The following is a 15,238-nucleotide window of genomic DNA, read 5'->3' as shown; positions in this document are numbered from 1 at the left end:
GCGTACAACGCAGGGCAGGCGGATCGTGTCGCCGATCCGGCTGCCGGTGCGCCGGCCTTCCGGAAGGCCATGCATCCTGCAACCAACCGGGTTACGATTCGCGCTCCCCGGCCGGCCCCGGGTTCGGCAATCACACGGACTTCCGCGATGACCCTGACGCTCGATCGACAGCCTTCGGCGCAGCAGGCGCCGGAGCGGCGTGTCTTCAACTTCTCTCCGGGCCCGGCGGTGCTGCCGTTGCCGGTTCTTCAGGAGATCCAACGCGATCTGCTGGCGTTGCCGGGTGTCGGCAGTTCCGTGCTGGAAGTCAGCCACCGCTCGGCGGCGTTCGACGGGATCCTCGCTGAGGCTGAAGCCAACCTGCGCGAACTGCTAGCCGTTCCGGCGGACTATCGGGTGCTCTTCCTGCAGGGTGGTGCCTCGCTGCAGTTCTCCATGGTCCCGATCAACCTGTTGCGCGGTCAGGACCTGCCGGCTAGCTACATCCTGACCGGGTCCTGGGGCAGCAAGGCCGCGGTCGAAGCACGGCGCGAGGGCAAGGTCCACGTGGCATGGGACGGGAAGGCCGACAACTTCGTGCGCGTGCCAAACGACGACGAGCTCGATCTGCCACCTGCCTCGGCATACGTCCACTACACCTCGAACGAGACGATCCAGGGCGTCCAGTTCCGCCATCCGCCCGCGGCCGGCGAGGCGCCTCTGGTCTGCGACGTTTCGTCGGACTTTCTTTCGGGCCCGGTCGACGTGCGCGAGTTCGGCCTGCTCTACGCCTGCGCGCAGAAGAACGCGGGCCCCTCCGGGCTGACCGTGGTCGTCGTTTCGGACGACCTTCTCGAACGGTGCGACGACGACGTGCACTCGATGCTCAGCTACCCGCGTCAGGCCGAGAAGGGTTCGCGCCTCAACACCCCGAACGTCTTCGGCGTCTACGTGTTCCTGCTGGTGACGCGCTGGCTGCGCGACGAGGTCGGCGGCCTGGAGGCGGCTGCCGCCGGGGCGGAGGCGAAGACCGGACTGATCTACGACGTGCTGGACGGCGACGGCGGCGAGTTCTACGTCCCCCACGCCGAGCCTGGGAGCCGTTCGCGCATGAACGTGACCTTCAGGCTGCGGCGCGGCGATCTGGAAGAGGTCTTCGTCGCCGGCGCGGCCGAACAGGATCTCGTGGCGCTCAAGGGCCACCGCAGCGTCGGCGGTTTCCGCGCGTCGCTCTACAACGCGATGCCCATGGAAGGGGCCGAGCGGTTACGCGACTTCATGCTGGCCTTCCGCGCCAGGCACTGAGAACTCACACTGGGTGCGCCGGCGCCCTCGCCGGCATGAAGCGCGACGCCGCGAAGCTGCGAGCCCGAATCCCTACCGGCGGCTGGTCAACAGCGCCGAGCCCACGATCACCAGCAGCAGCAGGGCGCCTCCGCCCCAGACGAGGATCGGCGCAGCTCCACGCTCCTCGTACGTGACCACCTCGTCCCGTGGCTCGTCGAAGAGCGAGTCGTAGGCAGCCGCCGCTGCCTGTGCCGCGGTCGCCGCCGCCGCCACCGCGGCCTCGTCTTCCGGCTGCCCCAGGCCGCCCTCGGCGATGATCCGCTCCACGGTATGGACGAGATCCCAAAGCTCGTCCGGAGTGTACGCGTCGCGATAGCCCGGCATCGCCGTGCCGTCCATGCCGAGATAGAGGCGGCTGTAGATCGCGGCGCTGTCGTTTCCGCCCTTGAAGACGCCGCCGACGATGTTCGTCGGCAGCGTGTGGTTGCCTTCGAAGTCCGGCATCGGGTCGTTGCGAAGCCGCCTGCCGTTCGGCCCGTGACAGGAAGCGCAGGCCTCCACGTAGATCCGTTCGCCGCGGGCGCGGCGCTCGTCGTTGAAGGGAGGCTCGGGCGGGATCTCGATCGCCGGTCCCGGGGTCGTCCGCCGGGCGAACTCCGCATCGGCCTCCGCGGCACTCAATTCACCCGCGGCGACCGCCCGATCGAGTTCGCTGCGGATGGCGTCCAGGCTGAAGCGGCGGGTGTAGCGCGCCATCGCCGCGATCTCGGCGTCCGGAACCTGGCCCCAGGCCGACATGCCGGTACCAGGCATTCCGCGGCGAATCGTCTCCTCCAGGTCACGATCCGAGGGGATCGAGTTCTCGGTCGTCGCCAGCTTGAACCGTCCCGACTGAAAGCTGCGGGGCCGCTCACCGGTGGTGTAACTGAACTTGCCCAGGCCGTCGCCGTCTTCGCCGTGGCATTCGCGGCAGTAGCGGAGGAAGGCCTGCCGTCCGAGGTCGACTTCCGTTTCCGCTACCGGCGAGGAGGCTTCTTCGGTGTTGGCGTTCTGCCCGTTCGTCGTCGCCGCGGCGCCAGTCGACACGGCCACACAAAGAAGGGCCAGGAGCCACCGGGTACGGTGCTGATACGTTGCCGCCGGAGGTTCCATGTCCGACCCGCGATCCGGCCCCAAGACCGGGTTCTTCGGCCCGATGAAGGGGCCCGACTCGGCCCGACACACGGTCGAGCGCCTCACCGCCGGCCGCCTGCGCGCCTCGATCGAACACGACATGATGAAGGGCGTCTCGCCCGAAATGCTGCGCTGGTGGTTCGAGAACATCGATACCTGGACCCGTTACAACGGCAGCGACTTCAACGGCCCCCTGGTACCCGTCTACCGCTACTGGCATCCGTTCGACCACATCGCCGTGCGCTGGCGCCGCCGAGTCTATGTTCGCGGACGCCTGGGTCCGGGGAGCGTGATCGAGATTCATGAAGATCTTGCCGGGAAGCACCCGGTCCGGGCGAAGGCCCGGGTCAGCCGGTTCGACGACGAGGCGTTCAACTTCGACCTGCTGCTCGGGGGCCTGCTCCGCGTCGGCTCGCTCGACCACCTCTACGCCGAGGTCGAGGGCGGCTGCTCCTTCTACACCGAGGCCCGAATCGGCGTGCGGGTGCCGATCATCGGCCGATTCCTGAACTGGATCATCCGTCGGCAGTTCACCGAGGAACTGCTTCGGGACTGGATCGTCCACAACATCGAGGAGAGCGGCGAGACGGAGAAGTTCGTGCCGGCGTTGTACGAGGAGGCGCGAGGGAAGAGGGAAAGCGCCGTCGGCTAGCGATCCGCCTCACTCCCCGCGGACCCGCTCCAGGTACACCGCCTCCAGCAGGTCGAGCCTGTCCTTGAGCACGCCGGGTGTTGCCTTGGGCTTCGGGGCGTCAAGCACCAGCCAGGTGTCGTTCTCCGCCTCGTACTCCGGCCACTCCGGGGCGCCGTCGGCGTTCGGGTCGCCGGTGGCGGCGAAACGGGTCCAGTAGCCGGCCATCGCGTCGGCGAGGGCGGCGCCGTCGTCGCCGCGGTAGTTCTCCGATCCGGGCTCGCCTGGATCACCGAAGACGTACGCGACCTCCGAGCCGTGGGGGGCGCCGGGGAACGTCTCGCGTTGCGCTTCGGGCACGAACCGGAAGTAGTAGGTGCGCGCTGGCGAGGAGACGGTCTTCATCTGTTCCGCAAGGTAGCGGGCGGAGATCACGTAGCGCTGGTCGCCGAACGAGGTGGCGGCAGCGATGCGCCCGGCGTCGGTATCGGCCCTTGCGTCCGCCCCGTAGAGGCTCCGAGCGTGCTGTTCGTGCTCGCCGAAGGTGGCGAAGTAGTCGTCGGGCGCCATCCGGAAGGCGCGGAAGATCGTCCCCTCGAAGCTGTTGCCGCCGGTGATGTAGGGGACGTCGTGCTGCTTGCCGCGGGCGAAGACGATGCCGGGCTCGTCAGGGAGCATGGTGCCCGTGATCGGCACCCAGAAGCCGGTGCCGAGGGTGTTGAGTTCCTCGAACGAAAGGGCGCGCAGGTCGGCGGCCGAGGGTTCGGCGCCGAGGTCGAAGCCGGCTTCGGCGATCAGCGCCGCACCCATGTCGCGCGCCGAGGGCAGGCCCCAGCGCGGCTCGCTGAGGTGGGGGAGCCGCCAGGTGCCGTAGCCGCTCTGGGCGATCGCGCGGTGGAACAGGCCGGCGGCCATCGGCACGCTCATCAGGGTGTTGACCGCCATGCCGCCCGCCGAGACGCCGAAGATCGTCACGCGTTCCGGATCGCCGCCGAAGGCAGCGGCGTTCCGTTGCACCCAGTCGAGGGCGGCGATCATGTCGGTCACGCCGTGGCTGCCCTCGGGCTGGCCGGAGAGCGCTGCCTCGGCGGCCAGGGCGGGGTGGGCGAAGAAGCCGAGTGCGCCCAGCCGGTACTGGATGCTGATCACGACGACGCCGCGGCGCGCGAAACCGGCGCCGCGGCCGGTCGCGGGGGCTTCGCCGAGTCGGCCGTTGCCGGCGCGGAAGCCGCCGCCGTGGATCCAGACCATGACTGGCATGGCTTCCGTGCCGGAGCGGTCGGCCGACGTCCAGACGTTCAGGTAGAGGCAGTCCTCGCTCTGGGGTAGCTGGGCGCGGCCTTGCGGGCAGATGGGGCGGTACTCGTTGGCTTCGAGGGGCTCCGTCCAGGGCTCGACCGCGATGGGAGGTCGCCAGCGCAGGTGGCCTTCGGGGGCCTGCGCGAAGGGAATGCCGAGGAAGGCGGCGATGTCGTCGCTGCCTTCGGGGGCGAAGCCCTGGACGGGGCCGGCGTCGGTCTCGACGAGGAAGGGGTCCGCGGCCTCTCCGGCGGCGCAGGCGAGGAGGAGAGGGAGGATGGCTGCGGCGGCAGCGAGGCAGTACGGGGTCTTCATGGGTGTTCAGTCCTGGCCGCCGGCGGTCGGGGTGAAGTCCGCCGGCGCGACGCGGCGGGTGGGGGCGACGGCGATGGTCTCAAGGAGGTCCAGCATCGTCCGCCAGCCGCGCTCGACGTTCTGGACGGAGATCCGCTCGTTGTTGCCGTGGATGCCGCCCTGGTCGCTGCCCGGGATGACGGCCGGCGAGAAGCCGTAGGCGACGATCCCGAGATCGCGGAAGAAGTGGCTGTCGGTGAAGCCGGCGGTGACGGCCGGCATGACGGTGGAGCCGGGAAAGCGGCGGGCGGTGACGGCCTCGATGGCGCGGTAGAGGTCCGTGTCGGTCGGGGAGATGGCCGCCTTGAAGGACAGCAGGACTTCGATCGAGATGGACGGCTGATCGAGTCGTTTCCTGAGTTCACGGATGAAGGCGCGCGGCTCCTGGTCGGGAAGCAACCGGCAGTCCAGCTCGGCGGTCGCCGCGGGGGGAACGACGTTGATCTTGCTCGACGCCTGAAGCCGGGTGACGGCGCAGGTGTTGCGGGTCAGGGCGTGGAGCGACGGATTCGTTCGATGCAGCGCGGCGAGACGATCGGGTTCCGCGATCAGGCCCTCCGGGTCGGCGAGTTCGGCGGCCGCGGACTCGAGTTCCGCCAGGTCGCGAAAGAAGTCGCCGACCGCGGGCACGATGCGGGGCGCGAACGGATCCTGGCGGAGGCGCTCGAGCGCCTCGATCAGGTCGGTCACCGCGCTGCGGGTCGTGGGGCTCGATCCATGGCCGGCCGGTCCTACCGCGTTCAGCCGCAGCCACATCGGCACCTTCTGCGTCACCTCGACACTGAAGACGACCCGGTTGCCCAGGACCCGCCCGCTGCCGCCCTCGTTGAGCACGAGGCCGGCCCCTTCCAGCAGGTCCGGCCGGTTGCGCACGATCCAGCCTGCGCCGTGGCGGCCGCCCGCCTCCTCGTCCGCCGTGGCCAGGAAGATGACGTCGCGTTCGAGGGGCTCCCCGGAACGGGCGAGAGCGAGGAAGGCCTCGAAGTGCATGATGCCCAGGCCCTTCGTGTCGAGGGCCCCGCGGCCGTTGAGGTAGCCGTTCTCGTAGGTTCCGGACATCGGATCGTGCTTCCAGAACCGCGGGTCGGCCGGTACCACATCGATGTGGTGGAGCAGGATGATGCCCGGCGCAGGGCCCCCTTCGAGTCGTGCCCAGATGCTGCCGCGTCCAGGTTCAGGCTCGACGGTCTCGTAGGCAATGCCCTCGCGCTCGAGGATCTCCGCGAAGAACGCGACGGCCTCGCTCTCGTTGCCCGGCGGGTTCGTCGTGTCGATGCGGAGATACTGCTGGAGTCGCCGCGAGGCCTCCGGCAGCCGTGGATCGCTGTTTGTGTCCTGGCCTGCGCCCGGCGCCGGGGCCAGGGCCAGGGCCAGGAGCGCGGTCATCGCCGGAGCGATCACGGTGGCGGTGCGCATCGGATTGGTCGTGGAAGCGTCCGAACGGTCGGTCGGTGAAGGGGCAAGCATATGGCACGAACTTGGGGCGTTGGTTGCCGTACAGAAGATGGGCGGCCGTTGTGTGGCTTGCCGCCGGTATGATCGCGCGGCCGCGGAGCGACCGAAGACTGCAGGCGGAGGCCGGCCAGAAGGCCGGCGCACCGGCACTCGGACATACGAGCCGATACCGAGGACGACGGAAGGACTGAAGGAGAGACCTTTGACCAGATCACAACGAAGACTCGTGACATCGACGCTGATGCCGGCGTTGCTGGTCGTCGGGTCGGTAGCGGCCTGGGCCCAGCACGGCGTCGGCGCCGGCGACTGGCCGTCCTACGGCGGCGACCACGGCAGCACGAAGTACACCGCGCTCGACCAGATCGACCGGGACAACGTCGCCGAACTCGAGGTCGTCTGGGGCTGGGACTCCCCGGACAACGCCGAGGCCGCCGAGCGGCACCGGATGCTCCGGCCGGGCGCCTACAAGGTGACCCCGCTCATGGTCGGCGGTGTGCTTTACGCGTCGACGTCGTTCGGCCAGGTGGCCGCGATCGACGGGGAGACCGGCGAACAGAAGTGGGTGTTCGACACGGAGGACTGGAGGCAGAGCCGGCCCACGAACCTCGGCTACAACCACCGCGGCGTCGGCTACTGGACGGACGGCGAGCAGGCGCGGATCCTCATGCCGACGAACCAGGCGTACCTCTGGGCCATCGACGCCCACACGGGCGAGCCGGTCGGGGACTTCGGCGAAGGAGGCAAGGTCGACCTGACGGTTGGGCTCGGGCGGCCGGTGCAGCGCCGGATCTACTCGGTCATTTCGGCGCCGATGATCGTCGGCGACACGGTCGTTGTCGGTTCCTCGATCTTCGATGGCCCGACCCGGAAGGAGATGCCGCCGGGGCACGTCCGCGGATTCGACGTCCGTACCGGCAAACAGAAGTGGATCTTCCACACGATTCCCCAGGGGGACGAACCGGGGGTAGAGACGTGGGAGGACGAATCCTGGACGTACAGTGGCAACACGAACGTCTGGACCGTGATGAGCGGCGACCCGGAACTCGGTTACGTCTACCTGCCCACCGGCACGCCGACGAACGACTGGTACGGCGGCCACCGCCTCGGCGACAACCTCTACGCCGAGAGCCTGGTCTGCCTCGACGTGGCGACCGGCGAGAAGGTGTGGCACTTCCAGTTCGTCCACCACGGGCTGTGGGACTACGACGTGCCGGCGGCGCCGAACCTGGTCGACGTAACCGTCGACGGCGAACAGATCAAGGCAGTCGCCCAAACGACGAAGCAGGGCTTCATCTACGTCTTCGACCGCGTGACCGGCGAGCCGGTCTGGCCGATCGAGGAGCGGCCGGTGCCGCAGACCGACGTTCCGGGCGAGCGAACGTCGCCGACCCAGCCGTTCCCGACGAAGCCGGCGCCCTACGAGCATCAGGGCTTCGAGAGCGACGACATGCTGATCTCCTTCACGCCGGAACTCCACGAAGCGGCCAAGAAGATCCGGGACCAGTACGTTTCCGGTCCGCTGTTCACGCCGCCGTCGCTCCAGGGGACCCTGCTGCTGCCCGGCTGGGGCGGCGGCGCCAACTGGTACGGCGCCGCGGTCGATCCCGAGACGGCGACGATCTACATCCCCTCCTTCACCATGCCGATGGTCGTCAGGCTGGTCGAGCCGGACGGCGCCCGTTCCAACTTCCGGTACGTACGCGGCATGGCGAGCATTGACGACTTCGCCCTGCAGGGACCGGAGGGACTGCCGCTGACAAGGCCGCCCTACGGCCGGCTCACGGCGATCGACCTGAACACCGGCGAGCACGCCTGGATGCAGCCGCTTGGCGACGGCCCGCGGAAGCAGGTCGCGGAGTTGGCCGGCGAGGATCCGGGTCCGCTCGGCGGTCCGCCCGCGGCCGGACCGCTGCTGACGAAGACGCTGCTCTTCCAGGCCCAGGGCGGCGCGCCGGGGTTGACCGGCGGCCCGGGGGGCGGGGAAGTCTCCGTCCTGCGGGCGCACGACAAGAAGACCGGCGATGTGATCCACGAGATCGAACTCTCCGCGTCGCCGAGCGGGACGCCGATGTCCTACGCGATCGGCGGGCGCCAGTACATCGCGCTTGCGGTTACCGGCACGGACGAAGCTGAGGGCGAAGCAGGGATCATCGCCTTCGCGTTGCCGCAGAGCTCTCTGAAGGAGACCGGCCCGTGAAGCTCCTTTCGCTGCTGCGTGACGGCCGTTCCGCGATCGGCGTGCTCGCGGACGAAGAAACGGTCGTCGATCTGAGCGTCGCGGCGCCCGACCTGCCGCGGGGCATGTGCCGGCTCCTGGCCGCCGGTGAGGCGGCGATAGAGGCGGCCCGCCGCGCCGTCGACTCCGGCGACGGACGGGTCGCATTGGCCGAGCAGACGCTCCTGGCGCCGGTGCCCAAGCCGCGCAAGTTCTTCGCGATCGGCCTGAACTACGCCGATCACGCTGCCGAGACGGGCCAGGAACTCCCTGCGTTCCCGACCGTCTTCAACAAGCAGGTCACCTGCGTCAACCGGCCGGGAGGGGACATCCACATCCCGCGCGCGTCCTCCGCAGTCGACTACGAGGGCGAGTTCGCCTTCGTCATCGGGCGACGCTGCCGGGGCGTCGCTGCGGCTGATGCCGGGTCCGTGATCGCGGGCTACACGATCGTCAACGACGTCTCCGTTCGCGACTGGCAGCGACGTTCGCCGACGATGATCCTCGGCAAGGGCTGGGACACCCACGGTCCGATGGGGCCCTACCTGGTGACCGCCGACGAGGTCGAGGATCCGAAGGCGCTCGGTATCCGTACCTGGGTAAACGGCGAGCTGCGTCAGGACTCGAACACGCGGGAACTCGTCTTCGACTGCCCGAAGCTGGTCGAGACGATTTCGACCATGTGCACGCTCGAACCAGGCGACGTGGTGAGCACGGGCACGCCGGCGGGCGTGGGCCTTGCCTTCAAGCCGCCGAAGTTCCTGGTCGCCGGCGACACGGTACGGATCGAGATCGACGGCCTGGGTGGGCTCGAGAACCCGGTGATCGCCGAGCCCTAGCCGCGGCCGCGGCCGACGGTCATCCGCACTTCGCGGTCCTGCCGCTTGTCCCGCAGTTCCACCTTTATGGACTGCACCTCACGGGGAGTCAGCGGCTCGCCCGTGGCGTAGCCGAGCATGTACTGGCTACGCAGTTCCTCGCCGATGTGTCCGTAGGCCCAGAGCACTGCGTCCATGCTGGCGACGTAGTACACGCGTCCGCCGCTCGCCTTCGTGATCGCTTCAAGGTCCAGCTTGCGGGGACCGCGTCCCCAACGGTCTTCGCCCTGGCTCATCGAGATGACGTAGATCGGCACGCCGGTGTTTCCGGCCGTCCTGAACGTCCGCCGGTAGCTGCTCTGGCTGCCGTAATCGTCGCCGTCCGTCAACACGACCAGGGCGCGCCGTCCCTGGTCGCGAGCGAGATGGACCAGGCAGAACTGCATGGCGTCGTAGAGGGCGGTCTGCCCGTCTGCCTGGATCCGTCCCAGGGTGCTGATCAGTTCGCTGACGTCGGCGGTGGTGTCCGAGAGCAGGCGCGGCCGGGTGTCGAAGTCGACCAGGAACGCCTGGTCGATCTGGGTGAGGGTGTTGCCGAGAAAGCGGGCCGCCGCTCGACGGGTGTCCGGCATCAGGGCGAACATGCTCTGGGAACTGTCGACGGCCAGGCCGAGCACCAGGGGCACGTCTTCGGCGACCGCGAAGCGCTCGATCGGGATCTCCCGTCGACCGGACCGCAGTACGAAGTCGTCGCTTTCGAGGGTCGTGATCGGCTTGCCTTCCTCATCGTTGACGACGACGTAGACCTCGACCAGGTTGACCACCGTTTCGGCCATTGGCGTATCGGAGGAGAGAAACTCCACGTCTTCGATCATCGTGCCGTCGTCCAGATGAACGGCAACGCGGGCGAAGTCGGCGCCCGGGATTGCGGGTCCGGGCAGGACGGTGCGGAACGGAGGTCGGGTCAAGGTAGCCGCGAGGCGGTCGTTGCGGTAGAACTCGACCCGGTCGAGAGCGCGGCCGCGGGTCAGCTCGACCTGGGCCTCCACGGCGTACCGGCCCCCGGGTTGCGCCTCCACTGCCGCGATACCGACTCCGACCCGTCTCTGGCGCTCGTTGATCGTCAGTTCGTCCTCACCCAACCAGCGGTCCGAGCGGTCGTAGGCGACGATCCGGACCGTGTGGGGCAGCGCCTCCGGCCCCAGGTCGATCGTGGTCTGGAAGGGCTTGCGCCGATCGTCGAAGACCTGTTCGCCGTCGAGGTAGAACTTCACCCGTCGCACGACGTCGCTCGTGGTCACCGTGCTGAACGACTTCCTGCCGCTGAGCCCAGACCGCTCGCCGCGGGGCGGGATCAGACGCACGAGGCTGGAGCCGGCTGCGGGGTCGAGGATGTTCTCCCGCCGGCCACCTGCCCAGCCGGCCCGGCGGGCAGCGGTCCTGGCCGCCGCGAGGATCTCGGCCTCGGTCGGGGCGGCCGTGAGCGAACCGGCGCCTGGTTCCGGCACCAGCAGCTCCATGTCGCTGCGGTCATCGATGGGGCTTGACGCGGTTTCGAGGAACTCGACCTGCCAGCGGTCGTTGCGCAGGTCTTCGACCATCAGGACGAGTTCGTCGATGGCCACCGGCAGGTCGAAGAGAGTGCGGAAGCGCCACGTTCCTCTCCTGAGGTCGGCTCCGGTTCCCGCGCGGTGAAGCAGGAAGGCCGGCGCGTCCAGGCCCCGGCCGTAGACCGTGAGCCGGAGTGCGTCGCTGGAGGGTGGGGGATTGGCGCCCAGGGTGGCGAGCCCGTCGAGCGTGACGAACTCGGCAGGCGCGCCTTCCGTGGCCGACTGGATGCCTTGGGGCAGCAGGACGCCCCGGACGGCGAGTTCGCCGCTGCCATCGTCGGTGGCACCGTCGCCATCCCGGCTCAGGGCGTCGAGCGCGCGGTTGGCGCGGAGGGCGACCAGGTCCGCCGGCGCCGCGACGGTGGCCCAGCGGCGCGCCAGGACGTCCGGCGGAGGTCCGCCGGACGCAGTGGTCGAGGCGATGCGAACGTCGATCGGATGGGTGGCGCCGTCGCGGGGGCCGGACGAGCGGTAGCGAACCCGCCAGGACGCCTGCAGCCGCTCGAGCGCAGGCGTGATCCCTCCGCTCTCGGCGAGGAGCACCTCGCCGCCGCTGGCCGCTACGAACTCTCGGGCCGACTGAAGTCTTCCGGGCAGGAGACCGTCGACCTCTCCGGCTGCCGGCGCGAGCTGAAGGGCATGGACGCGCCAGCCGAGCGCCGCGACGGTTCGAGCCAGGCTGCGTTGCTGTTGCTGTTCGCTCAGGGCCGCGCGTTCGAACGCGGGAATGGGTTCGCCCAGCAGTTCCTGAGCGAACGCGTCCGCGTCCAGGTCGGTCGCGTCGCGCACGAGGAACAGCACCCGCGGTGGACCACCGGTCCAGGCGCCGTCACCGAGCGATTCGAGCGACTCGAGCAGGTTCGCCCGCTGCCAGCGCAGCGTGTCGAGCTCCAGCAGGAATCCCTCGAGCAGGTCGGCGGTGCGCAACGCGTCCGCCTCCGGGTCGCCCGAGCGTTCGTCGGCGGCCGCCTGCATCTCCCGGCGCCGCTCGAACAGGGCGCCCGCGGCGCCGGCCCGGGCACCGACCGCCGCGGCAGCCGCCCGCACCAGCCCGGCGTTCGCGGTCGGTGCGAGCTCGACCTCGGCGATCCGGTCGGCGGTGATCATCTCGACGTCGCCGAGCGTCACCAGAGCATCGGCAGCGCTCCCCACCGCGGCGGCCGCCGCCTCGATCCCCTCGGGTGTCGAGCCCGGCAGGTCGAAGTAGACGACGACTCGCCAACGCTCCTCGATCGGTTCGACCGCCAGGACTTCCCTGAGTTGACCGTTTTCCAGGATCTCGACGCTTCGCCTGTCGAGCTGGCGGGGAGGGGCCGAGGATGGGACCTGGAGGATGATCTCAGCGTCGCGGTTCAGCACCTGCGCCGCGCCGAGGGCGGGGGAGAGAACGGCGAGTAGCGCAGCGACGGCCGGCAACAGACCGCTCCGCGAGCAGGCGGAGATCATCTCCTTTTACCTTACCTCCCGCCCCTCGATTGTCCGGGCCACGACCCCGTTGCGTTCGAGTTCCACGCTGACCTCGCGCCAGTTGGGGCCGCCCGGCTCCTCCTTCGGGTAGTAGGTCAGGAGATAGTGGCTGCGGAGTTCCCGGCTGATCGAGTCGAAGATCGGCGCCAGGTCCTCGTCGTGGCGGACGTAGTAGACGCGGCCGCCTCCCGCCTTCGCCATCCGCTCAAGCTTGCTGACGAAGGTGCGGGTGCTGAAGCTCCGGCCGTCGGTGCGCGCCGCCTCGTCGTTCATCAGTACCAGGTAGACCGGCACCCGGGCGCGCCGCGCCTGTTCGAGGCTCTGCCGGAAGGCGGCGTCGGAGTCCTCGTCGTCGCCGTCGTAGAAGACGACGAGCGCTTTGCGGCCGCGCAGACCCTCGAGCTGGTCCAGGGCCAGCGACAGCGCGCCCCAAACGGCGGTGCGGCCGCGCGGCCTGAGCGCTCCGATGCCGCCCCGCACCGAGTTCAGGTTGTAGGTGGCGGCCCGGACCAGGCGTGGTTCGGTGCCGAAGCCGACCAGGAAGGCGCGGTCGCGCCTCGGCTCGAGCGACTCGAGGAACTCAACGGCCGCCCGTTTCACGTCGGGCATGCGGAGGAACAGGCTGCTCGAGGTGTCGATCGCCAGCCCCAGGGTGAGCGGCAGGTCGAACGCGATCCGGAAGGACTCGAGCTCCTGGACGCGATCGTCCTCGAAGACGGCGAAGTCGGCGACCGTGAGATCCCTTACCGGTTGCCCCGAACGGTCGGTGGCGACGACGTAGAGCTGGACGAGTTCGACCCCGATGCGGGCGGAGAGGCCCGGACGGCTCAGGAACAGGACGTCCTCGGCGATCCGTCCGTCCGTCAACTGGGCCTCCACTCGAAGGTAGGACTCCGGATCGCCGACCGGCACCAGCACCTCACGGCGAAACGGCGCCTCGGTCGCCGTTCCCGCCAGCCGGTCCTTGACGAAGAAGCGCATCTCCATCAGGCGGCCTCCGCGCGGCAGCTTGAGTTCGGCGGCGACGTCCACTGGTCCGGCGAGTAGCCCTTCCCCGGGTTCGGTGATGCGGACCCAGAACGCATGCGGAGGCTGGTTGACCAGGAGTTCGTGCCGGTCGAGTTCCCTGTCCTCGGCGTCGAAGGCGACCGCCTCGACCCGGCCGAGGCGGTCGCCGCGGCCGAGATCGATGCGCGCCCGGTACGGCGCCCGGTTGCGAGCCGCGACCCGCCGGCCGTTGAAGTAGAAGACGACCCGCTCGACCTGATCGGTGAAGGGTTCAAGAATCTCGGCCACGAACGTGGCGCGGCCGCGGCGCTTAAGGGGGTCCTCCGGCCGGAGGCTGATTGCCCGGCTCCGCGCCGCGGTACCGGAATCGACGGCCTGTTCCACGAGGTCGAGGAAGTCGACGACAGCGTAGCCCCAGTCTCCACCGCGGAGATTCTCGGCCAGGACGATCGCCGAGTCCGTGCCGGGCGGAAGCTGAAGCGGTCGTTCGAAGGTCAGGGTTTCCGCTCCGGGGGCGCCGAACGGAACGCCGTGGCTGGTGATGACGCTGCCGTCCTCGCGGTGGAGTCCGGTGCTGACCCTCCACGTCGAGGCGTCGGCCGGCGGCGAGCCGGCCGGCGGCACGATGGTGCTTGTCAGCCGGCCGACAACCCGGTCAGGCGAGGCCGACTCGATCCGGAGCGACGCCACGACCTCGACTCCGGCGTCGCCGCCTTCGAACTCGCTGTCGAGTTCGCCCTCGAAGGCGCGCCGCAGTCGCACCTCGGCGACCTCGTCGGGTGAACCCGCTCCCGGAGTGACGACCGGCGCGTTGATCTCACGCTCACCCCCGGCGGCGCTCAGGTCGAACGAGCCGGCGGCCGCGGTCCCGTCCGGCAGGTCGAAGCTCGCCTCGAAGCGCTGGGGGAGCCGCTCGATCCAGTCCGCGACGGCGACCTCGTTCAGGAGAACCTCGCCGCCCGTGGTGTCGGCGGCTACCGCCCAGTCGCCCGGCTGCACGAAGAGGCCCAGTTCCTCCTCGACCGTCTGCGAAACGCCAGCGCGTGGCCGGTTGAAGCGCAACGTGAAGCCGACGGTCACCTCGTTCGAACGGATGTTGAGGCCATCGCCGTCGTCGCCCGCGGCAAAGGCGACGGGCGCAGCGGTCCAGCCGAAGGCGGCCGCGGTCTGGGCGACCGGACGGAGGCTTGGCATGGTCGCCGCCTCGACGGCGAGCGCGCCGGCCGTCGGCACGAGTTCGAGGTAGTAGCTCAACGAATCCGTGACCAGGCCGTCGGCCAGCAGGACGAGGTGTCGGCGGGAAGCAGGCATCTCTTCCCCGGAGGCGGTCTCCGGGCCGCGCTGAGCTTCGCGCCTCAGGTCCTCCCGCGCCGCCAGGAACGAGACGATCTCGTCGATCTGGCTCCGGCGCATTGCGGCTTCGTCGCGGATCGCGTCCGTCGCCATCTGCTGCAGCACGGCTTCGAGTTCGGACCCCAGGTCACCGCCTGCCGCCGTCTGCCGCCGAGCCCTCGAGATCTCGATGTCCCGCTCGCTGGCGAACAGGCGTCGTCTCTCGACCAGCGCGCTTGCCGCTTCTTCGCCCGTGGCGAGGCGGTCCAGCGCGGCTTCCGCCAGATCGCGATCCCGAGTCGGCGGCAGAATCGTCCTCGCAAGCGGATCCGCCACCACGACTTCCAGGCTGCCGGTCGCGAGCAGCGGGTCCAACTGCTGGCGCAGCGCTTCGGCAAGCTGAAACACCGGCCCCGGAGTCGTCAGCGCCATGTCGACATAGACGAGCGTTTGCCAGCCGTCTTCGGCCCGTGTGACGCCCTCGATCCCTACATTCACTCCGTCGACCCGGAGCTCCAGTTCCCCGCGCAGCTCAGCCTCGGAGCCCCCGTTCGCCTCGAACGTCACCGTCTGCTGGCCAAGCGCCGCGGTCGCTGCGCAAACCCACAAG

9 protein-coding genes are annotated in these 15,238 nt (G+C 69.5%); 4 read left to right on the top strand and 5 right to left on the bottom strand.

Features of this window, described 5'->3' with window-relative positions:
• The first annotated feature begins 147 nt into the window (after positions 1-147).
• Complete coding sequence (gene serC / locus OXI49_09430; GenBank protein MDE2690720.1) at positions 148-1,284, top strand: 3-phosphoserine/phosphohydroxythreonine transaminase; 1,137 nt, start codon at positions 148-150, stop codon at positions 1,282-1,284.
• Between the two features lie 72 nt (positions 1,285-1,356).
• On the opposite strand, the gene OXI49_09425 is transcribed toward serC, so the two are convergent.
• Positions 1,357-2,418 (bottom strand): cytochrome c, encoded by a 1,062-nt coding sequence (locus tag OXI49_09425; GenBank protein ID MDE2690719.1) that lies wholly within the window; start codon positions 2,416-2,418, stop codon positions 1,357-1,359.
• Between OXI49_09425 and OXI49_09420 the strand changes: the two genes are divergently transcribed.
• A complete protein-coding gene (locus OXI49_09420) occupies positions 2,417-3,091 on the top strand; it encodes a hypothetical protein (GenBank protein ID MDE2690718.1) in 675 nt (224 codons plus the stop codon). The two genes, OXI49_09425 and OXI49_09420, sit on opposite strands and share 2 nt — an antisense overlap.
• 9 nt (positions 3,092-3,100) lie before the next feature.
• On the opposite strand, the gene OXI49_09415 is transcribed toward OXI49_09420, so the two are convergent.
• Both OXI49_09415 and OXI49_09410 read right to left on the bottom strand, forming a co-directional pair.
• On the bottom strand, positions 3,101-4,684 hold the full coding sequence (locus tag OXI49_09415) for a carboxylesterase family protein (protein ID MDE2690717.1): 1,584 nt from the start codon (positions 4,682-4,684) through the stop codon (positions 3,101-3,103).
• A gap of 6 nt (positions 4,685-4,690) precedes the next feature.
• A complete protein-coding gene (locus OXI49_09410) occupies positions 4,691-6,139 on the bottom strand; it encodes a M20/M25/M40 family metallo-hydrolase (protein MDE2690716.1) in 1,449 nt (482 codons plus the stop codon).
• 241 nt (positions 6,140-6,380) lie between these two features.
• Between OXI49_09410 and OXI49_09405 the strand changes: the two genes are divergently transcribed.
• On the top strand, positions 6,381-8,375 hold the full coding sequence (locus OXI49_09405) for a pyrroloquinoline quinone-dependent dehydrogenase (protein ID MDE2690715.1): 1,995 nt from the start codon (positions 6,381-6,383) through the stop codon (positions 8,373-8,375).
• Positions 8,372-9,232, top strand: coding sequence for a fumarylacetoacetate hydrolase family protein (locus OXI49_09400; GenBank protein ID MDE2690714.1), 861 nt, complete (start codon positions 8,372-8,374; stop codon positions 9,230-9,232). The genes OXI49_09405 and OXI49_09400 overlap by 4 nt, the downstream gene beginning before the upstream one ends.
• Here OXI49_09400 and OXI49_09395 read toward each other — a convergent pair.
• Together OXI49_09395 and OXI49_09390 are read right to left on the bottom strand one after the other, a co-directional pair.
• On the bottom strand, positions 9,229-12,267 hold the full coding sequence (locus OXI49_09395; protein ID MDE2690713.1) for a VWA domain-containing protein: 3,039 nt from the start codon (positions 12,265-12,267) through the stop codon (positions 9,229-9,231). The two genes, OXI49_09400 and OXI49_09395, sit on opposite strands and share 4 nt — an antisense overlap.
• 6 nt (positions 12,268-12,273) lie before the next feature.
• The gene (locus tag OXI49_09390; protein MDE2690712.1) at positions 12,274-15,237 is read right to left on the bottom strand and encodes a VWA domain-containing protein; all 2,964 of its coding nucleotides are present in this window, start codon (positions 15,235-15,237) and stop codon (positions 12,274-12,276) included.
• Position 15,238: the final 1 nt, after the last annotated feature.

The organism is Acidobacteriota bacterium (assembly GCA_028875725.1).
Lineage (GTDB): Bacteria > Acidobacteriota > Thermoanaerobaculia > Multivoradales > Multivoraceae > Multivorans.
The sequence above is the reverse complement of the archived record's forward strand: the minus strand, read 5'-3'. Positions and strand labels throughout refer to the sequence as shown.